Source organism: Glycomyces sp. L485, from assembly GCF_022548875.1.
Taxonomy (GTDB): Bacteria; Actinomycetota; Actinomycetes; order Mycobacteriales; family Micromonosporaceae; genus Glycomyces.
Window position 1 is genome coordinate 49,477 of record NZ_JAKZEW010000022.1, and the last position, 19,725, is coordinate 69,201.

Annotated in this window: 16 protein-coding genes; 8 read left to right on the forward strand and 8 right to left on the reverse strand. The window is 69.8% G+C overall.

What is annotated here, in order from left to right; genetic code table 11:
• Window positions 1–121: 121 nt before the first annotated feature.
• Window positions 122–3,703, reverse strand: a complete 3,582-nt coding sequence (gene mfd / locus L0U85_RS12535) for a transcription-repair coupling factor (protein WP_241378098.1) — start codon at window positions 3,701–3,703, stop codon at window positions 122–124.
• 85 nt (window positions 3,704–3,788) lie between these two features.
• Window positions 3,789–4,622 carry a metal-dependent hydrolase gene (locus L0U85_RS12540; RefSeq protein ID WP_241378099.1) on the reverse strand — a complete coding sequence of 278 codons (834 nt, stop codon included), beginning with the start codon at window positions 4,620–4,622 and terminating at the stop codon, window positions 3,789–3,791.
• A gap of 146 nt (window positions 4,623–4,768) precedes the next feature.
• On the opposite strand from L0U85_RS12540, the gene L0U85_RS12545 reads away from it, so the two are divergent.
• Together L0U85_RS12545 and L0U85_RS20735 are read left to right on the forward strand one after the other, a co-directional pair.
• Window positions 4,769–5,632 (forward strand): arylamine N-acetyltransferase, encoded by an 864-nt coding sequence (locus L0U85_RS12545; RefSeq protein WP_241378100.1) that lies wholly within the window; start codon window positions 4,769–4,771, stop codon window positions 5,630–5,632.
• Entirely contained in the window at window positions 5,629–5,754 is a 126-nt protein-coding gene (locus L0U85_RS20735) for a hypothetical protein (RefSeq protein WP_277605729.1), read from the forward strand. The genes L0U85_RS12545 and L0U85_RS20735 overlap by 4 nt, the downstream gene beginning before the upstream one ends.
• Window positions 5,755–5,757: 3 nt before the next feature.
• On the opposite strand, the gene ppc is transcribed toward L0U85_RS20735, so the two are convergent.
• Window positions 5,758–8,514 (reverse strand): phosphoenolpyruvate carboxylase, encoded by a 2,757-nt coding sequence (gene ppc / locus L0U85_RS12550; RefSeq protein ID WP_277605741.1) that lies wholly within the window; start codon window positions 8,512–8,514, stop codon window positions 5,758–5,760.
• 310 nt (window positions 8,515–8,824) lie between these two features.
• Between ppc and cysC the strand changes: the two genes are divergently transcribed.
• Both cysC and L0U85_RS12560 read left to right on the forward strand, forming a co-directional pair.
• Complete coding sequence (cysC, locus tag L0U85_RS12555) at window positions 8,825–10,492, forward strand: adenylyl-sulfate kinase (protein ID WP_241378102.1); 1,668 nt, start codon at window positions 8,825–8,827, stop codon at window positions 10,490–10,492.
• A complete protein-coding gene (locus L0U85_RS12560) occupies window positions 10,482–12,020 on the forward strand; it encodes a hypothetical protein (RefSeq protein WP_241378103.1) in 1,539 nt (512 codons plus the stop codon). The genes cysC and L0U85_RS12560 overlap by 11 nt, the downstream gene beginning before the upstream one ends.
• Here the strand turns inward: L0U85_RS12560 and L0U85_RS12565 are convergent.
• Window positions 12,017–12,637, reverse strand: coding sequence for a vitamin K epoxide reductase family protein (locus L0U85_RS12565; RefSeq protein WP_241378104.1), 621 nt, complete (start codon window positions 12,635–12,637; stop codon window positions 12,017–12,019). The two genes, L0U85_RS12560 and L0U85_RS12565, sit on opposite strands and share 4 nt — an antisense overlap.
• A 94-nt stretch (window positions 12,638–12,731) precedes the next feature.
• Complete coding sequence (locus L0U85_RS12570) at window positions 12,732–13,601, reverse strand: SDR family NAD(P)-dependent oxidoreductase (protein ID WP_241378105.1); 870 nt, start codon at window positions 13,599–13,601, stop codon at window positions 12,732–12,734.
• 105 nt (window positions 13,602–13,706) lie between these two features.
• Here L0U85_RS12570 and amrA point away from each other — a divergent pair, with 105 nt between their 5' ends.
• Window positions 13,707–14,318, forward strand: a complete 612-nt coding sequence (gene amrA / locus L0U85_RS12575; RefSeq protein ID WP_241378106.1) for an AmmeMemoRadiSam system protein A — start codon at window positions 13,707–13,709, stop codon at window positions 14,316–14,318.
• Here amrA and L0U85_RS12580 read toward each other — a convergent pair.
• The gene (locus L0U85_RS12580) at window positions 14,296–15,183 is read right to left on the reverse strand and encodes a PhzF family phenazine biosynthesis protein (RefSeq protein ID WP_241378107.1); all 888 of its coding nucleotides are present in this window, start codon (window positions 15,181–15,183) and stop codon (window positions 14,296–14,298) included. The genes amrA and L0U85_RS12580 overlap by 23 nt on opposite strands.
• A 55-nt stretch (window positions 15,184–15,238) precedes the next feature.
• Here L0U85_RS12580 and L0U85_RS12585 point away from each other — a divergent pair, with 55 nt between their 5' ends.
• Complete coding sequence (locus L0U85_RS12585; RefSeq protein WP_241378108.1) at window positions 15,239–16,378, forward strand: Mrp/NBP35 family ATP-binding protein; 1,140 nt, start codon at window positions 15,239–15,241, stop codon at window positions 16,376–16,378.
• On the opposite strand, the gene L0U85_RS12590 is transcribed toward L0U85_RS12585, so the two are convergent.
• Both L0U85_RS12590 and L0U85_RS12595 read right to left on the reverse strand, forming a co-directional pair.
• The gene (locus L0U85_RS12590) at window positions 16,368–16,736 is read right to left on the reverse strand and encodes a YbjQ family protein (RefSeq protein WP_241378109.1); all 369 of its coding nucleotides are present in this window, start codon (window positions 16,734–16,736) and stop codon (window positions 16,368–16,370) included. The two genes, L0U85_RS12585 and L0U85_RS12590, sit on opposite strands and share 11 nt — an antisense overlap.
• Window positions 16,737–16,833: 97 nt before the next feature.
• Window positions 16,834–17,763, reverse strand: coding sequence for a DapH/DapD/GlmU-related protein (locus L0U85_RS12595; protein ID WP_347177431.1), 930 nt, complete (start codon window positions 17,761–17,763; stop codon window positions 16,834–16,836).
• Window positions 17,764–17,802: 39 nt separating this feature from the next.
• Between L0U85_RS12595 and dapE the strand changes: the two genes are divergently transcribed.
• Window positions 17,803–18,876, forward strand: a complete 1,074-nt coding sequence (gene dapE / locus L0U85_RS12600; RefSeq protein ID WP_241378110.1) for a succinyl-diaminopimelate desuccinylase — start codon at window positions 17,803–17,805, stop codon at window positions 18,874–18,876.
• Window positions 18,873–19,559: a TIGR00730 family Rossman fold protein gene (locus tag L0U85_RS12605; protein WP_241378111.1), complete on the forward strand. Its 687-nt coding sequence runs from the start codon at window positions 18,873–18,875 to the stop codon at window positions 19,557–19,559. Before dapE ends, L0U85_RS12605 begins: the two co-directional genes overlap by 4 nt.
• The last annotated feature ends 166 nt before the right edge of the window (window positions 19,560–19,725 follow it).

Here is a 19,725-nt window from a genome sequence, read left to right on the forward strand (position 1 = left end):
CCCGTGGCGCACGGAGAGAGCGGCCCGTCGTCCTCAAGGCAGGACGCGTCCCCATCGGTTCTCATCGCTGCATTTCGGTTACGCACCGATGCTGGCCGGCGGGACCGGGCCCCTTTCGGCTTCAGGCTGCCTTGGGCACCTCGACGATGTCGTTGATGAGGTCGGCGCACCATTGCACGAGGGCCAGGCCCTCGATCGGCTTGCCCCCGATGCGGGACGTGGTCGGGCGCGGGACGCTGATCAGGCCCGCACCCGCCTTGTAGTGGGCGTCCGGGTAGTGGCGGCGCAGCCGCATCTGCCTGGAGTCTGGGAGCTCGACGGTGGAGAAACGGAGGTTCTTGCCCTGCAACGTGATGTCCGTCAGGCCATGGTGCCGGGCCAGGAGGCGGAAGCGGGCCAGGTGGAACAGGGTCTGGACCTGCTCGGGCGCGGGCCCGTACCGGTCCTCCATCTCGTCGCGCACCTCTTCGAGCTCGGACTCGGAGTGGACCTCCGAGATCTTGCGGTACATCTCCAGGCGCAGGCGTTCGACCTCGATGTAGTCCACCGGGACGTTGGCGTCCAGCGGCAGCTCGACCTTGACCGGCGCCGGCGGCTCCTCACCGCCGCCCTTGAAGGCGGTGACGGCCTCGCCGACCATGCGGAGGTAGAGATCGAAGCCCACGTCGGCGATGTGGCCCGACTGCTCGGCGCCGAGGAGGTTCCCGGCGCCCCGGATTTCGAGGTCCTTCATGGCCACGTACATGCCCGCGCCGAGCTCGGAGTGCTGCGCGATCGTCGCCAGGCGCTCATGGGCAGTCTCGGAGAGCGGCTGCTCCGGCGGGTAGAGGAAGTAGGAGTAGGCGCGGTCCCGGCTGCGGCCGACCCGGCCGCGGATCTGGTGGAGCTGCGAGAGGCCGAGCAGGTCCGCCCGTTCGACGATCAAGGTGTTGGCGTTCGGGATGTCGATCCCCGATTCGATGATCGTGGTGGAGACCAGGACGTCGAACTCGCCTTCCCAGAAACCCTGCATGATCTTCTCGAGCTGGCCTTCGCCCATCTTGCCGTGGGCTACCGCGACTCGGGCCTCCGGGACCAGTTCGCGCAGCCTCGTCGCGGCCCGGTCGATCGACTCGACTCGGTTGTGGAGGTAGAAGACCTGGCCGTCGCGCAGGAGTTCCCGGCGGATCGCCGCGGTCACCTGCTTCGGCTCCCAGGCCCCCACATAGGTCAGCACGGGGTGGCGTTCCTCGGGCGGGGTGGCGATCGTGGACATTTCGCGGATGCCGGTGACCGCCATCTCGAGGGTGCGCGGGATCGGCGTGGCCGACATGGTCAGGACGTCGACGGCGGTGCGCAGGGCCTTGAGCTTCTCCTTGTGCTCCACGCCGAAGCGCTGCTCCTCGTCGACGATGATCAGGCCCAGGTCCTTGAAGCGGGTCTCGGCCTGGAGGAGTCGGTGGGTGCCGACCAGGATGTCGACGTCGCCGGTCGCTATGCCCTTCTGGATCTCGTCCGCCTCTCGGGCGGACTGGAATCGGGAGAGCTGCTTGATGCGGACGGGAAACTGGCCCATGCGCTCCACGAACGTGCCATAGTGCTGGCTCGCCAGGAGGGTCGTCGGGACCAGCACCGCCACCTGCTTGCCGTCCTGCACCGCCTTGAAGGCGGCGCGCACGGCCACCTCGGTCTTGCCGTAGCCGACGTCGCCCATCACCAGGCGGTCCATCGGTACGCGGGCCTCCATGTCGGATTTCGTGTCGATGATCGCCGACATCTGGTCGGGGGTCTCGATGTACGGGAAGGCGTCCTCGAGCTCCCGCTGCCAAGGCGTGTCCGGGGCGAACGGGTGCCCTTCGGCCGATTGGCGGGCCGCGTACAGCTGGATCAGCTCTGCGGCGATCTCGCGGACGGCCTTGCGTGCCCGCCGCTTCGTCTTCTGCCAGTCGGTGCCGCCCAGCTTGTGGACCGACGGCTGCTCGCCGCCCACGTAGCGGGTGAGCTGGTCGAGTGAGTCGGTCGGTACGAACAGGCGGTCGCCGGGCTGGCCCCGCTTCGAGGCCGCGTATTCGATGACCAGGTACTCGCGCTCGGCGCCGCCGATGCTGCGGCGCACCATCTCGATGTACTTGCCGACCCCGTGCGAGTCGTGCACGACGTAGTCCCCCGCCTTGAGCTCGAGCGGGTTGATCGTGCCTCGGCGCTTCGCGGTCTTGCCCTTGCGGGGCCTCTGGGCCGCCAGGGCCTTGCCTCCTGCGATGTCGGCTGCCGTGACCACCGCCAGGCCCGCGCGGTCGTCGATGAAGCCGACCCCGAGCGTGCCGACGCAGGCGATGACCTCGCCCGCGGCGAAGGACTCGGGCGGGTCGGCCAGGTGGGCGCCGACGCCCGCGGACCGGAGCTGCTCGGCGGCCCGCTCCGCGCCTCCGAGCGCCGGGTAGACCACGACCACGGTCCGGCCCGCCTGCGTCCAGGTCTGCATGTCGGCCGTGAGCTTCGCCGAGTCCCCGTGGTAGCGCGGTGACTCGGTGATGCCCAGGTCGACTGTCACCGTGTCGTCGGCGATCTCACCTGAGGGGGCTTCGCCGGTGATGGCGGCGAGCTCGGCGGCGAGGGGATCGTCCTCAGGGGCGGCGGCGAACGGGGAGACCGTCCACCAGCGCTGGCCGGCCGACAGCGCGGCCGTCCTCGCGTCGGCCAGATCGCGGAAGATGCCGGCCCCGAGGTCGACGGGTGCTTCGGCTCCGGCCGCAGCGGCGGCCCAGGAGGCTTCGAGGAACTCGTTCGAGGTCGCCACCAGGTCGGTCGCGCGGGTCCGGATGCGTTCGGGTTCGATCGCGATGACGAGGGCGTCGGCCGGGAGCGTCTCGCTGAACAGTTCGAGGTTGTCGGTGCCGACCAGGGCGGGCATGAGCGATTCCATGCCTTCGACGGGGAGGCCCTGGCTCAGTTTCGAGCACATCTCGGCCAGGCCCGGCTGCGTTTCGGCCAGTTCGGCGGCCCTGGCGCGGACCTCGTCGGTGAGGAGGAGTTCGCGGCAGGCCACCGCGCGCAGTTCGTCGGCCGCGTCGAGGGATCGCTGGTCGGCGACGGAGAACTCGCGGATCGAGTCGACCTCGTCGCCGAAGAACTCCAGGCGCAGCGGGTGCTGGGCGGTGGGCGGGAAGACGTCGAGGATGCCGCCGCGCACGGCGAATTCGCCGCGCTTCTCGACGAGGTCGACCCGTTCGTAGGCGAGGTCGACGAGGCGCTCGGACAGTTCGGTCAGGTCCGTCTCGTCACCGCGCCGCAGGTGGATGGGTTCGAGTGACCCGAGGCCCTTCAGCTGTGGTTGGAGGGCGCCGCGGACGGGGGTGACGATGATCCGCGGCACGTCGCCGGCGTGGATGCGGTGCAGCAGTTCGAGGCGGGTGCCGACGGTGTCGGAGCGGGGCGAGAGGCGCTCGTGCGGGAGGGTCTCCCAGGCGGGGTAGAGCGCGATGTCGTCCTCGGAGGCGAAGGAGGCGAGCGCTTCTGCGAGTTCTTCGGCCTCGCGCGAGGTGGCGGTGATGGCGAGCAACGGCCCCGGCGCGTTCCTGGCGGCCTGGGCGATCGCGAGGGGCCGGGCGCCGGGCACGGCGACGACGTCGACCGGATGATCGGATCCGGCGGCGAGTTCGGCGACGCGGGCCAGCTTCGGCGACGCGGCGGCGTCGAGCAGACCGACGAGCTTGGCTTCAGACATTCGGGGACTCCCACCCGGGTGTTCAGGGCATGCCGACGGGCCGGAATCGGGCCATACCGGGCCCGGTTCCGGCAACCGGTCGAGTCTACCTCGAGCCGCCGACTTCCCCCGCGGTCTCCGTGACGGGGCTGCCGAAGATCAGCTGCTGGACCTCGGGGAGGTTGTAGAACATGCCGAGGACGACGACGCCGGTGAGGATCGGCAGGAGGACCCTGGTCTCCTCCTTGCCGCCGGCCTTGATGCCGCTGCCGCCGCCGACGTCGAACCAGCGCTTCTTCTTGATCGGGAGGGGGAACAGCAGGGGCGAGCCCATCTTGGTGATGATGTCGCCGAGGATGTGGATGAAGCAGCCGATCCCCATGCCCAGTCCGAGGATCCAGTAGGAGCGGTTCTCCGGCAGCAGGTGGTACATGCCGTACGAGGCGGCGAGGGCGACGGCGGTGGTGATGATCCAGCCGTGGCGGTTGACCGAGGTGGGCAGCAGGCCTCGTACTGCGAGTCCGGTGAGGATGAACAGGATCGCGATGACCGCCGGTTTCCCGAATTCGGCCGCGAGGTATCCGGTGCCCAGGCCCATGAGAGCGGCATGGACGGCGGTGTGGGTGAAGGTCCTATGGCCGTTCTTGCGTTTCTTATCCTTTTTGGATTTCGTCAGCAGGTAGAACCAGTAGCACAGGCGCTCCACGACTTCGGCGACGAGGAGCGATGCCATGCCGAACGATCGGGCGACGGTGGACCCGCCCTTGTTCTCGGTGACCTTTCCCGCGCAGTCGATGTCGGGGTAGAGCGCGGCGCCCGAGACGGCGATGGTGCCGACGACGAGTTCGGCCGAGGACTGGTCGATGCCGAAAACGACGTCCGCGACGGCGGATCCGGCGAGCCACAAAGCGGCTCCGGACATGGCGTGGGTTGGGCCCATGACCATAGTGGGGTCTCCTTCAAACAAGGGCGGTTCCGGGGAGGATGCTGCGACTATGCCATACCGTCGCAACGAGTCTCGCCACGGCCGCGAGAGCGTCTCGAACACGGCGCGATGGCGCGGCCTCCTCGCGCTAGGGTCGGTGTGTGTTCACCTCGTCCCAGCTCGACGCCTATCTCAAGCGGATCGGGCTCGCGCGCCCGAAGCGGCCCACGGTGGACGCGCTCGTCCGCATCCACCGCGCCCACATCGACACGTTCCCGTACGAGAACCTCGACATCCAGCTCGGCCGGCCGATCCGACTCGAGGCGGACCTCCTGTTCGCCAAGCTCGTCGAGGGCGGGCGAGGCGGCTTCTGCTATGAGCAGAACGGAGTCTTGGCTCTCGCTTTGGAGTCCTTGGGATTCAAGGTCGACCGCGTCGTCGGGGGCGTCGACATGAAGCGGGAGGGACTGGGCAACTGGTACAACCACATGCCGCTGGTGGTGAGGTTCCCGAGCGGGCGCTTCCTGGCAGACGCGGGGCTGGGCACGGGTTTCCACGATCCGCTGCCGCTCAAGGAGGGCAGCCATCGCGTCGGTCCCTTCAACTACGGGCTCTGGAGGCAGCGGGATGACCTGTGGCGCTGCACGATCGACCCCCGCATTCAGGACCTGAGCTTCGACTTCGGCTTGGTGGCGACGGCCAGCGGCGAGTTCGCCGAGAAATGCCTCGAGCTGTCGACCTCGCCGGAATCGGGCTTCGTCAGGACCGTGACCGTCCAGCAGCCCAGGGCCGACCACAATCTGGCGCTGCGGTCGCGGACGCTGACCGTCACCGACCCGGCTCGGCCAGAGGGTAAGCGGACGCGCATCCTCGAGAATCTCGACGAGTTCACCCGGGTTCTCGAACGCGAGTTCGGACTCGCGCCGCCCCGGCCCGATGTCGAGGCGCTGTGGGAGAAGGCCTGCGACCAGCATGAACGCAGGCTCGCGGAGGAGGCCGAGAAGGCCGCTCGCGCGAACCGGTGACGCTCGACCCGCGCCTCCGGGCGGCCGGGTCCGCACCCGAGGAGCGGTACGGCGATGTCGACCGCTCGGGCTTCGACGCGGTGACCTCGCGGTCGGTCGTCGCCCTCGCCCGAGCGGTCTGATCGTCAGCCGGTGTTGCGCAGTCCCGCGGCGATGCCGTTGACGGTGATGAGCAGGGCCCGCTTGAGCTGCGGGTCTACGCCTTCGTCGGGGCCGCCGTCGGCGCGGTAGCGCTTGAGCAGCGAGATCTGCAGGTGGTGCAGCGGCGCCAGGTAGCGGTCGCGGACCTCCAGGGTGCGGGCCAGCTGCGGGCTGGCGTCGAGGAGCCTGTCCTCGCCGGTGAGCGCGAGGATCTCGGCTACGGTGCGCTCGTGCTCGGCCTTGATGACCTCGAAGATCGGCTGCAGCTCGGCGGGGACGAGCGTCGCGACGTACTGCGAGGCGATGTCCAGGTCCGTCTTCGCCAGCGTCATCTCCACATTGGAGATGAAGTTGGAGAAGAAATGCCACCTGCCGTACATCTCGGCGATCTGGTCCCCCAGGCCCGCCTCGCGCGCAGCGGCCAGGCCGGAACCGACGCCGAACCAGCCGGGCACGATCTGCCGCGACTGCGTCCAGCCGAACACCCACGGGATCGCCCGCAGGCCTCCGAGGCCCGCGTCGGTGTTGGGCCGCTTGGACGGACGCGAACCGATGTTCAGCGCGCCGAGCAGCTCAGTGGGGCTCACCGCCCAGAAGTAGTCGGACAGGCCCGGCTGCGCGGTCAGCCCCCGATAGGCGGCCTTCGCGGCCTCGGAGGTCTGGTCCATGACGTCGAACCAGCGGCCCAGCACGTCCGGCCGGTGCCTCGGCTCGGTGTGCAGCAGCGTCGCCTTCAGCGAGGCGGCGACGGTCAGTTCGAGGTTCTCGCGGGCCAGCGCGGGCAGCGTGTACTTGTCGGAGAGGACCTCGCCCTGCTCGGTGATCTTGATGGCACCGTCGAGCGTGCCCGAGGGCTGGGCGAGGATCGCCTCGTGGGTGGGGCCGCCGCCGCGGCCGATGGTGCCGCCGCGGCCGTGGAAGAGTCGCAGCCGGACGCCGTGCTTGGCGGCGACGTCGCGCAACTGGCGCTGGGCCTTCTGGATGTTCCACTGGCTGGCGGTGATGCCCGCGTCCTTGTTGGAGTCGGAGTAGCCGAGCATGACCTCCTGGACGTCGCCGCGGGCGGCCACGATCGCGCGGTAGGCCGGCAGGCTCAGCAGCCGGTCGATCAGGGTGTCGGCGCCTGCGAGCTCCTGGACCTCTTCGAGGAGGGGGACGAAGCCGATGTCGGCGCGACCGCGCGCGACGTCGACGAGTCCGGCGTCGCGGGCGAGGATCGCCGGGGCGATGACGTCGGCCGGTTCATGGGTCATGGAGATGATGTAAGACTCCACGATGGACTTGCCGAACTGCCGCTGAGCGTCCTTGATGGCGTGGAAGACGTCGAAGGTCTTGCGGTTGCGGTCGGAGAGGTCGACGTCCGCGGGCGCGAGGGGGCGGTGGCCGGACAGCTCTCGCGAGAGCAGGTCGTCGAGTTCGTCGGAGCTCAAGTCGGCGTAGGGCTTGTCGAGCTCGCCCGCGGTGTCGTACAGCTCGGCGAGGACCGCGTGGTGGACCTCGGAGTGCTCGCGCACGTCCATGGTGGCGAGCTGGAGGCCGAAGGCGGCGACGGTGCGGATGACCTTGTCCACGACGCCCTTGGCGGGGAGCTGGCCGCGGTGGCGGGCGAGCGAGTCGCGCATGACTTGGAGGTCGGAGAGGAGTTCGCGCCCGTCGGCGTAGTCGATGCCGGGCCGGTGGGACAGGCCCTCGGCGTGGCGGGTGCGGGTGTTGGCGAGTTTCGCCTCGATCGCGCGGGCCTTGAGCCGGTAGGGCTCCTCGGCGTGGATGCGTCGGTAGCGGGCGGGGATGTTGTCGAGCCGGTCGAGGTCGGCGGTGACCGATTCGACGAGTTCCTGCGAGGCGGGGCGGACGGCCTGGGAGACCGAAAGCTCGTTGATGAGCTCGGCGACGGCGCCTTCGGCGGCGGCGATGCCGTGCTCGTGCTGCATGAGCAGCACCTGCTTGGTCACCTCGGGGGTGACGAAGGGGTTGCCGTCCCGGTCGCCGCCGATCCAGGTGCCGAACTTGAGCGGGGCGCTGCCGGGGCGGGGAGTGCCGCCGAGGTCGGTGAGCGTCGCGTTCAGGTCGGTGAGGACCCGGGCGGCGGCGTCGCGGTACAGGTCGGTGAGGTAGTAGATCGCGTTGCGGGCCTCGTCGGTGGGCTCGGGCTTCTCGACGCGCAGCTCGTCGGTCTGCCACAGCAGGTCGATGATCTCGGCCAGGCGGGAGTTGACGGCGTCGACGTCGGCCGAGCCGAGCACGGCGCGCTCGGCGGTCTCGGCGTCGAGCAGGTCGGCGATGTTGCGGAGCTTGACGAGGATGGAGCGGCGGGCGGCCTCGGTGGGGTGGGCGGTGAAGACGGGGCGCACTTCAAGCCTGTCGGCCGCGGCGGCGATCTGGTCGGCCGGGATGTCCTCGGAGGTGATCTCGGCGCGGGCCTGGGCGAGCCAACCGCCGTTCTCGGCGCGGCCGCGGCGCATGTCTCGGGCGCGGTGGACCTGCTCGGTGATGTTCGCGAGGTGGAAGTAGGTGGCGAAGGCGCGGGCGAGGTCGACCTCTTCGGTGACGTCGAGCTTCGAAAGGCGCGCTGCGACGGCCTCGGGCTTGTCGCGGACGAGACCGCGGACCTCCTCCACGAGCTCGAGGAGCTGTGGCCCCTCCTGGCGGACCAGGGCCTGTCCGAGGAGGTTGCCGAGGCGACGGATGTCGCGGCGGAGCTGCTTGTCGTCAACTTCGCCGGAGGTGTCGTAGTAGTCCATGGAGTTCTCCAGTGGTGGTTTGGGCAAACCCACTCGGGGGCCGCTCGCGCCGACGCCGATGTCCGCGGTCACTGCTGCACTACTCTGCGCTGAGAGCCCTCACGGCGACTTGCGAGCCGTAGCTGGGCGGAGCCAGCGTAACTTATTCGCAATCGCCGCGTCACTCGCTCGGCCCGGCATGCGGGACGGCGTCCACAGACCCGCGCTGCGGGTGAGGTGCTTGACGGATGGGTGGAATACCCTGGTGCCACCACCGAAACTACCGGTGCCGCATAGCCGCCTGAGCACTGCGAAGGGATCGCGACCAACGATGTCTGATTGGGTACTGCCCGACGAGGTCCTCGCCGAGGCGCCGAGCCACACTCCGCTGCCCCATGAGCTGGCGGACCTCGAACTGCTGCTCTACGGCGCGTACAACCCGCTGCGCGGGTTCATGAGTGAGTCGGAGGCGCGTCACGTCACGCGGACCGGGACGCTCCTGGACGGGACGGCCTGGCCGGTGCCGGTGACGCTGGACGTGCCGGTGGACGTCGCCGAGAAGCTCGACAACCCCGACCCGAAGCGACGTGTGCTGCGTATCACCGACCCCGAGGGCGCTCCGGTGGCCGCAGTCGAGTGCCATGCGCTCGATCCGCTCGGGCCGGACATCGTGCGCGTCGGCGGGCCGGTGCGGCGCATCGCCGACGCAGCCCACGGCGTTTTCATCGGTCTGAGGGCCACCCCCGAGCAGGCGAAGACCACGTACACGAAGCCGCGGGTGCTGGCGCTGGTCGCCGACCGGCCGCTGCACCGCCCGCAGCTCGCCCAGCTCGTCCGCGCCGCGCACAACCTTGCCGCGCACGTCCTGGTCATGATCCCCACCGGGGATGAGATCAACGGCGATTCGGCGTTGCGCCTGCCCACGGCCGCGCTCGTGCGCAGCGTCCTGGCCGCGAAGGACCGGCTGCCGACGGCGACGGTGCTGACGGTGCCGCTGTCCAAGCGCGGCGACAGGATCCGCGACGGCCTGCTCACCGCGAAGGTCGCCGCCGCGTACGGCGCCACGCACATCATGACCGGCCCCGACGGGCTCTCCGGCGGCGACGGCATCCGCGCGATGGTGCCGCGCGAGCTGGCCTACGACACCCGCGACGGCCAGTGGCGGCCGATCGAGGACATCGAGCCGCCGTTCCGGCGCACCGCGCTCGCCGACGCGGAGATCGCCGACATGCTCGACCGCGGGTTCGGGCTTCCCGAGTGGCACACGCCGCCGACCGTCGCCGCCGAGCTGCGCAAGGCGAGGCCGCCGCGGCGCCGGCGGGGCCTGGTGCTGTTCTTCACGGGGCTGTCGGGCTCGGGCAAATCGACGATCTCCCGCGGGGTGTTCGAGTCGCTGCTGGAGGACGGCACGCGCACGGTCTCGATGCTCGACGGCGACGTGGTGCGGCGCCTGCTCTCGGCCGGGCTCGGCTTCTCCAAGGCCGACCGTTCGATGAACATCCGACGCATCGGTTTCGTGGCCGCCGAGGTGGCCCGCCACGGCGGCATCGGGATGGCGGCACCGATCGCGCCGTACGAGTCGGACCGGGCCGAGGCCAGGCGCATGGCCGAGGCGGCCGGCGCCGATTTCGTGCTCGTCCACGTCAACACGCCGCTGGAGGTCTGCGAGGCGCGGGACCGCAAGGGCCTGTACGCCAAGGCCAGGTCCGGGCAGATCCCGGAGTTCACCGGGATCTCGGACCCCTACGAGGAGCCCCAGGCGGCGGAGCTGACGATCGACACGAGCGACATCACCGTCGGCGAGGCGGTCGAGCAGGTCATCGAGTACCTCTCGGAGGGCGGCTGGCTGGAGCCGGTCGGACTCAAGATCGCCTTAGCTGGGAGGACGGGGCGCGGCGTGGTCGGCGTCGATCTACAATCGATCGGCAACCGATCTGAAGACATCTCAGTACCTGCCGACCGATCCCTGCGCGCCCGAAAGGCCGACCATGCCTCGTAGCGCTCGCGACCGGCTGCCGGCTTGGTCCCGCCCGCGACCCGTCGCCCCCACCGACATCGAGACCTGGGACGCGCCCGCGACCGGCGAGTCCGACATCCCCGCCTGCGACGACTTCGCAGACCTGCTGTGGGCCCGCGGCTTCCTGCTGACAGCCGAGCGGCACCGCGTCCCGGTCGCCCACTGGCGACAGATCGACCTGGGCGGCCGATGCCTGTCATACGACCCGCGCACGCCGATCGCGGTGGCACGGGCCGGGACGGCCTGGGTCGCGCTCCTGGGCCGCGCCATCGACCTCGACGGCTGGTCGGCGAGCGGCGCGGCGATCGCCGCCAAGCTGTTGCGCGCCAAACTCACCGGCCGAGGCGAGATGTCCAGGACGCTCGACATGCTCTCGGGCCGCTTCGCCGTCTTCGACGGCGACGAACACTCGTCGTTCATCCAGACCGACGCCGCCGGCATGCGCGCGGTCTTCCACGAGTACGACAAGCGCTCTCCTTGTGCCGCCTCGCACTCCGGGCTCGTGGCCGAGCACGTCGGTGCGGGGCCCTCGGCTTTCCCCGATCCCACGGGCCTGCGCCGCGAGACGGGCGCCTACGCCCTTCCCGGCACGGCCACGACGTTCGAGGGCGTGGTCATGCTCATGCCGAACACCGAACTCGACTGCGTCGAAGGGCGGGTGCGACGCGTCTTCCCCAGAGGACGAGCCGAGCACCGCAGCGCCGGCGAGGTCGTCGACGAGGTGCTGCCACTGCTCCAGGGCCAGCTGGAGGTGCTGACCGAACGCGAACGCCTGGAGGTCTCGCTCACCGCAGGCCTCGACAGCCGCACCACACTGGCGCTGACCAGGCCGTTCACCGACCGGCTCTCGTACTTCACCTACGACACCGTGAACGGCCGGGGCCCCGCGCGCCGCCGCGTCGCCTACGACGTCGCGATCGCCGCCGAGCTGACCGGGCGGTTCGGCCTGGATCACCATCGCATCGAGGTCGAGGGGCGCGAGGCCGACGAGCCGCTGCGAGGCATCATGCAGCGCAACTCCCCCAGGCGCAGCCACCCCGCGCTGTCCTCGACGCACCGCGAACACTCCTCGGAGCGCGGCCTGCACCTGCGGTCGAACCTGTACGAGATCGGCCGTGCCTTCTACCGCTCCAGACGCGAGCGCCCGAAAACCCTGGGGCCCGGCGACATGGTCTCGCTGCTGACCGGCGACAAGTCCGAGAGCGCCGCGATGAAGGCCGAGTTCGAACGGTACGTCCGCGACACCGGTTTCAAGCGCGCGCAGCGGCTGTGCGACCCGCTCGACCTGTTCTACTGGGAGCACCGCTCGGGCATGTGGCTCAACGCCCACCTCACCGAGAGCGACATCGCCTTCGACACGTTCATCCTCGTCAACTCCCGGCACATGTACCGGCTGCTCCTGTCGGCGCCCCTGGCCGACCGGATCGCCGGGACGGTGTTCGTGGAGCTCATCCGCCGCTCATGGCCCGAAGTGCTCGACGTGCCCGTCAACGGCGAGACGATCGGCTAGAACAGCGTCGACCAGTAGTCCCAGAAGCCCATGCCGACGATCGCGACGATGACGCCGTAGAGGACGGTCAGGCCGATCCAGTGGTAGCGCAGCAGGTCCTCGACCGGGCCGCGCCACTCCTGGCCGACGCGGATCGCACCGTTGCGGAGGTTGTAGACGGTGGTGAACCAGAAGATCGGGAGGACCGCCGCCCACACCCCCATGCACCACGGGCACAGCACGCCGATCCGGTAGACCGACTGGAAGATCAGCCACGACACGAACCCGAGGCCCCCGAGCACCCCCAGGTTGAACGTCAGCAGGATCCAGCGCGGCAGATCGACGCGCGAAAGCAGGAGTACGGCCGTGAACAGCACGAACGGGAACGCCATCAGCCCGATGACCGGGTTCGGGAAACCGAGGACGGAGGCCTGGTCGGTGTCCATGACGGTGCCGCACGACAGGACCGGGTTGAAGTCGCAGGAGATGGCGTGACTCGGGTCCGTCAACGAGGCGATGCGCTCGTAAGTCAGGTCGAAGGAGGCCGCGAGCCCGACGATCCCGCCAAGGAGCAGGACCAGCCCGGTCGTCACGCGGCCGTTCAGTTCTCTCGCAGTCTCCCCGAAAGTCTCGTCCATCGCAGCCGTCCGTGTCCGTGTCGAAGTCGTAGTCATGCAAAGGTAACGACGGCCGCGACCTCTGGGTTGCGGACGAACGTCCCGACTTCGACGCTCACGCCCGGATTCCGGAGCCCCCGTCGACCACGAGTGTCTGCCCTGTCACATACGAGGCCGACGGCGCGCAGAAGAAGGCGGCCGCGGCGGCCACCTCTTCGGGCGTGCCGGGGCGCCCGAGCGGGCCGTCGAGGCCCCTCTGAAGCTCGGGGACGGTGGACGAGCCGGTGCGGATCAGGCCCGGAGCGATCGCGTTGACCGTGACGCCGTCGGCGACGACCTCCGTCGCGAGCGCCTTGGTCAGACCGGTCACGCCGGCCTTCGCGGCGGCGTAGGCGGCCTCGGCGGGCACGGCGTTGACCACCCCGATGGCCGCGGCGACGTTGACGATCCGGCCCCATCCGCGCTCGGCCATGCCCTGGACGAACGCGCGGGAGACGAGGAAGGCGGTGTCGAGGTTCCGGGCCAGCTCCGTCTGCCAGTCTGAATAGGACAGCTGCGCGACGGGCTTGACCACGGCCGGATCCGTCTTCGAGGTGAGCCCGGCGTTGTTGACGACGATGTCGACCTCACCGAGCGCCTCGACGATCGCGTCGGCCAGGCCGCCGACCTCGGCCTCATCGGTCAAGTCGGCCACGAAGCCGACCCCGTCGATCTCCTCGGCTCGCTCATGGATCCGCTTCGTCGTGGAGACGACCGCGACGGCCGCGCCGAGCAGACGCAACCGGGTGGCGATCGCGAAGCCGATGCCGTCGGGAGCGCCGGCGCCGGTCACGATGGCGACCTTCCCGGCGAGGGAGTCGAGTTCCTGGATGCGGCCGAGCCGGTCGTCCTGTTCGCCCGCCGACTCGTTCGTCTGCAGGTCGATCACCTCGGCGAGTCCGCCGTCTCGGTCGTATGGCGCTTGCCTGGGGCGCGGTGAGTTCATGCGGGCAGTCTCTCACGTGCAGATGACGAAACACAGCACCGCCGGGCCCCGACTCCGCGAATCCGGCACACGCCGACCGCCCGAGCACTGTGTCACCATCGAGGGATGGAGTCCCCCGTCGGGCAGGTCTTGACCGCGTTGGCCCGCAACGCGGTCGAGACGGGTTTCGCGCCCCGGCCGCCGCACGCCGCCGAACTGGTCGAACGCCTCGCTCCACACTCGATGTGCGAAACCCTCGAGCGGCCCGCCGCGACGTTCGTGACCCTTGAGCGCCGGAGGCGGCTGCGCGGCTGCATCGGGACGCTGACGGCGTTGCGGCCCTTGGCGGCAGACGTGGTCCGCAACGCCCGGCACGCAGCCAGGGACCCGCGCATGGCGCCGGTCGAGGCCGCCGAACTGCCGGAGCTGACGGTGACCGTCGCGGTCCTGTCGGCGCCGGACTCCCTCGCCGTCCCATCGTTCTCGGCGCTGTTCGAACTGCTGCGGCCCGGCACCGACGGACTCACGCTGCACGGGACCGAACGGCGGAAGGCCACCTTCCTGCCGTCCGTGTGGCACGCACTGCGCGAACCCGAGCGGTTCGTCACCGCGCTGCTGCGAAAGGGCGGGTGGCCCCGCGCGCTGTGGAGCGCCGACCTGCGCTCCGTCCCGTGGCCCGAAGGCCTTGCGGCCGAACGCTATACGACCGAGTCGTTCAGCGCTCGACGGGCAGCGTGACCAACTCGCCCTTGGCGACCTGGACCGCCGATCCGGCGACCGACGCGGACACGGCCCTGCCGCCCTCGACGACGACCTCGCCGTAGAGGACCGAGGGCCGCCCCATCTCGGCGCCCTGGCGGATGCGGTACCCGTGGACTCCCTCGCCGCTGATCAAGCCCTGTTCGACCAAGTAGACGCCGAGCGCGACGGCGGCCGAACCGGTCGCCGGGTCCTCCCCGGCGGTGTTGTGGAACAGCCGGGCGTGGACGTCGTAGGTCTCGGGGTCGAAGCTGAACGGGTAGACCAGATCGAGCTCGCCGAGGTTCGACGTCGCGGCGATCACGTCGGCGTCGTCCAGGCGCACGAAGTTGTGCGGCAGGCCGGCGCTGGCCGTCTGCGCGGTGCCGATGACACAGGAAGCGTCCAGGCCGCAGGCCCCGGCGGCGACTTCGGGGGCGATGACGTCGCCGACGCTGATCGCGGTGGAGGTGAGCTTCGCGCTCGCGCCGTCGAGGTCGACGGTCATGAGACCCGCACCGCACTCCTGGACCACCCTGCCGCCATTGGGCTCCACGCGCCCGGACGCGACCGCGGCGATCGCCGAGCCGATCGTGGGGTGCCCGGCGAACGGCAGTTCCTCCCCAGGAGTGAAGATTCGGGCGCGGTAATCGGCCTCACTCGTCGTGACGGGGAGCACGAAGGAGGTCTCCGAGAAACCGAACTCCTGCGCGATCGCCTGCATCTGCCCGGTGCTCAAGCCCTCGCCGTCGTAGACGACGGCCAGTTGGTTGCCCGAGTAGGGCATTGGTGTCGCGTTCACTCCCTGTCGGGTGGAGGCGGGCGACGGGTGGGCGAAGACGTCGACGATTTCGAAGGCGAGCATGTGCCGGAGCGTACTGCCGAATGGCGATCCGCGTCCACGTGGTTACGATTGGGGCATGTCTGATACCGCCGCTGTAGTCGAGGCCGTCAACGAAGCGCTCTCGCACGTCAACGACCCCGAGATCCGTCGCCCCATCACCGACCTGGGGATGGTCGACGCCGTCGAGGTCGACGGCGGCCGCCTGCACGTCAAGATCCTGCTCACCGTCGCCGCCTGCCCGCTGCGCGACACCCTCCGGAACGACGTGAGCGAGGCGGCGCTCGGCGTCGACGGCGTCGACGAGGTCGACGTCGAGTTCGGCGTCATGACCGAGGAGCAGCGCAAAGACCTCCAGACGCAGCTGCGCGGGCCCGGCCAGGCCGCCGAGCCGGTCATCCCGTTCAACCTGCCCGAATCCCGGACTCGCGTGTTCGCCATCGCCTCGGGCAAGGGCGGGGTCGGCAAGTCGTCGATCACGGTGAACATCGCCGCCGCGCTCGCGAAGAAGGGCATGTCGGTCGGCGTCGTCGACGCCGACATCTACGGCCACTCCGTGCCGCGCATGCTCGGCGTCGACGGCGCCCCGACGCAGGTCGAGGACATGATCATGCCGCCGCAGTCGCACGGCATGAAGGTCATCTCGATCGGCATGTTCACCCCCGGCAACACCGCCGTGGTCTGGCGCGGCCCGATGCTGCACCGCGCGCTCCAGCAGTTCCTCGCCGACGTGTACTGGGGCGACCTGGACGTGCTGCTGCTCGACCTGCCGCCCGGCACCGGTGACATCGCGATCTCCGTCGCGCAGCTGCTGCCGACCGCCGAACTCGTCGTCGTGACCACCCCGCAGCAGGCCGCCGCCGAGGTGGCCGAGCGGGCCGGGGCGATCGTCACCCAGACCCACCAGAAGCTCGCGGGTGTCGTCGAGAACATGTCGTGGATGGAGCTGCCCGACGGGTCGACCGTGGAGCCGTTCGGCTCCGGCGGCGGCAAGACCGTCGCCGAGGCGCTCACCCGCGACGTCGGCGCCGAGGTGCCGCTGCTCGGCCAGGTGCCGCTCGACCCGCGGCTGCGCGAAGGCGGCGACGCCGGCGTGCCGCTGGTCCTGTCGGACCCCGACTCGGAGGCGTCGCGCGCCATCACCGCGATCGCCGAGCAGCTCGCCGTCAGGAAGGTCTCCCTGGCCGGCAAGCAGCTCGGCCTCACGCCTACGACCTGACGACCGTGACCGCCGTGCCGTAGGCGCACACCTCGGTGCCCAGATCGCGGGCGTCGGACACGTCGAAGCGCATCATGACCACGCCGTTCGCTCCCAGGTTCTTCGCCTGATCGATCATGCGGGTCAGTGCCTCCTCACGGGAGGCGGCCAGCGCCTTGGTCAGGCCCTTGAGCTCGCCGCCCAGCAGCGACTTGATCCCCGCTCCGAAGTCGGAGAAGAAGTTCCGCGACCGGACGGTGAGGCCGAAGACCTCGCCGTGGGTGTCGGTGACCCGGTAACCGGGCACGTTCTCGGTGGTGACGACGACGAACCCGGCGGCGGTGGGATTCGCCGCTCCGAACTCTCCAATATTGTCCATGCCGGACACGATAATCGGTTGGGGCGCTTGCCGCGTCCCGCTCGGGCACGAGAACGCGCCCCCTACCGGAGTAGGAGGCGCGGTACCCGAGTACTACTCACTGAGCGGAGTGCAGGGCCTTGTTCAGTTCGCCCCACGTGCCTTCGCGGGGGCGCACCTCCAGGCGGCCGGTCTGCGTGTTCGTCCAGAACTGCAGGTTGTCCTTGCCCGACAGCAACGCGGCCTTGACCACCTCGCCGTCCGGGAGCGACACCTTCGAGCCGGCCGTGACGTAGCAGCCGGCCGCGACGACGCAGTTGTCGCCCAAGGAGATCCCGATGCCCGCGTTCGCGCCCAGCAGGCAGCGCTCACCGATCGAGATGACCTCTTTGCCGCCGCCCGACAGGGTCCCCATGATCGACGAGCCGCCCCCGATGTCCGAACCGTCGCCGACGACGACGCCGGCCGAGATGCGACCCTCGACCATCGAGTTGCCGAGCGTCCCGGCGTTGAAGTTCACGAAGCCCTCGTGCATCACCGTGGTGCCCTCTGCCAGGTGCGCGCCGAGCCGCACGCGCGAGGCGTCGGCGATGCGCACGCCCGAAGGGGTCACGTAGTCGGCCATCGGCGGGAACTTGTCGACGGACTTGACCTGGAGGACCTGACCGGACTCGCGCAGGTGCAGACGCGCGGCGCCCACCCGCTCGGCCGGAACCGGCCCGAAGTTCGTCCAGGCGTTGTTCGGCAGCAGCCCGAAGATGCCGGACAGGTTGATCGAATGCGGGATCACGAAGCGGTGCGACAGCAGGTGCAGGCGCAGGTAGACGTCGGTGGTGTCGGTCGGCTCCTCGGCCAGCGACACCACCGAGACGACGATGCCCTTCGAGGAGGTCCCGGTCGGGTTCGGGGTGTCGACCTTCGGGGGCTGGAGTCCGGACGGGGCCTCGCCGAGACCCAGCTCGGTGAACCACACGTCGAGGACGGCGCCGTCGGCGTCGACGGTCGCCACACCCGCGCCCCATGCTGCGTCAGTCAGGAAATCACTCACCCCCGAAGCCTATCGGCGCGGCGAGTATCGTCTGCGAATGTGACAGTTTTGAGTGAGGCAGTCCTCGCCGACCCGGTCGGACTCACCCGGGCGCTGTGCGACATCGAGTCCGTCTCCGGCGACGAGACCGAGATCTGCGACGCCGTCGAGCACGCCCTCGAAGGCCGGGGCCACCTGACGGTCAGGCGCGAGGGCAACACCGTCGTCGCGAGCACCGACCTGGGCCTGGACCGGCGCGTCATGCTCGCCGGGCACCTCGACACCGTCCCGGTCAACGGCAACTTCCCCACCCGGCTCGACGGCGACGTGCTGTGGGGCCTGGGCACCTCCGACATGAAGTCGGGTACCGCGCTGGCGCTGTGGATCGCCGCGACCGTGACGAACCCGCGCTTCGACCTGAGCTTCGCGTTCTACGACTGCGAGGAGATCGAGGCGACCCGCAACGGCCTCAACAAGCTTTCCATCTCCCGGCCCGAATGGCTGGAGGCCGATTTCGCGATCCTGCTGGAGCCGACCTACGGCCTCGTCGAGGCAGGGTGCCAGGGGACGATGCGGGCACGCGTGACCGTGCACGGCAAGCGGGCGCACTCGGCCCGGTCGTGGAAGGGCGAGAACGCGATCCACCGGGTCGCGCCGGTCCTGGAGCGGCTGCGCGACTACAAAGCCCGTGTTGTCGACGTCGACGCCTGCACCTACCGGGAGGGCCTCAATGCCGTGGGCATAGGCGGCGGCGTCGCCGGGAACGTCATCCCCGACGAATGCCGGGTCGAGGTGAACTACCGCTTCGCACCCGACCGCGACGAGAAGGACGCCGAGGCTCACATCCGCGAGGTCTTCGACGGCTTCGACGTCGAGATCACCGACTCGGCGCCGTCGTGCCGGCCCGGGCTCGACCGGCCTGCGGCGGCCGAGTTCGTCGCCGCCGCGGGCGGGGAGTTCAGCGCGAAGCTCGGCTGGACCGACGTGGCCCGGTTCGCGACCCTCGGGATCCCGGCCGTCAACTACGGGCCCGGCGATCCGAACCTCGCCCACAAGCAGGACGAACGCGTCGAGATCCCTAGGATCCGGGCCTGCGCCGAAGCCTTGCTCGCCTACGTTACGGAGGAGTCATGACATCCAAGCGCCGCGTCACCGCCGATGAGCGCCTGCTGGACTTCCGGCACCGGGAAGAGTGGAAGCAGAAAGCCGCGTGGCGGGTCATGAAGATCCAGTCCGAGTTCGTCGGCGGCTTCGACACCCTGGAGGCGGCCGAGCTGGGTGACGCGATCGGCGTGTACGGCTCGGCTCGCACCGAGGTCGACTCCGAGGAGTACAAGCTCGGCGTCGAGCTGGGCCGCAAGCTCGGCGAGGCCGGCTTCTCGGTCATCACCGGCGGGGGGCCGGGCGCGATGGAGGCCGCCAACCGCGGCGCGGTCGAAGCGGGGGTCAAGTCGATCGGTCTCGGCATCGAGCTGCCGTTCGAGCAGGGAATCAACGAGTTCGTGGACATCCAGCTGGACTTCCACTACTTCTTCGTCCGCAAGGTCATGTTCCTGAAGTACTCCCAGGGGTTCTGCGCGCTGCCGGGCGGCTACGGAACCATGGACGAGCTGTTCGAGTCGCTGACTCTGGTGCAGACCGAGAAGGTCGGGAAGTTCCCGATCGCGCTGATCGGCATCGATTACTGGGGCGGCCTGGTGGACTGGCTGCGCAGCAGCATGGTCCAGCAGCGCAAGATCAACGACAAGGACGTCGACCTGCTCCTGGTCACCGACGACCTCGACGAGGCCATCGCCCACATGCAGCAGGCCGGATAGCCGTATCGCCCAGGGAGGCTGTGAACGCAGGCGGCTGCTTGTTGATCGTGCGCCTGGGGAGCCCGGAAATGGCCCTTGTTCGGAGGCGGCCACTCTCACATGGATGGTTGTTGTGCGCCAAGGGAGGCAGCGACTGTCAGGATGGTAGTGCTGGCCCTGGCAGGGG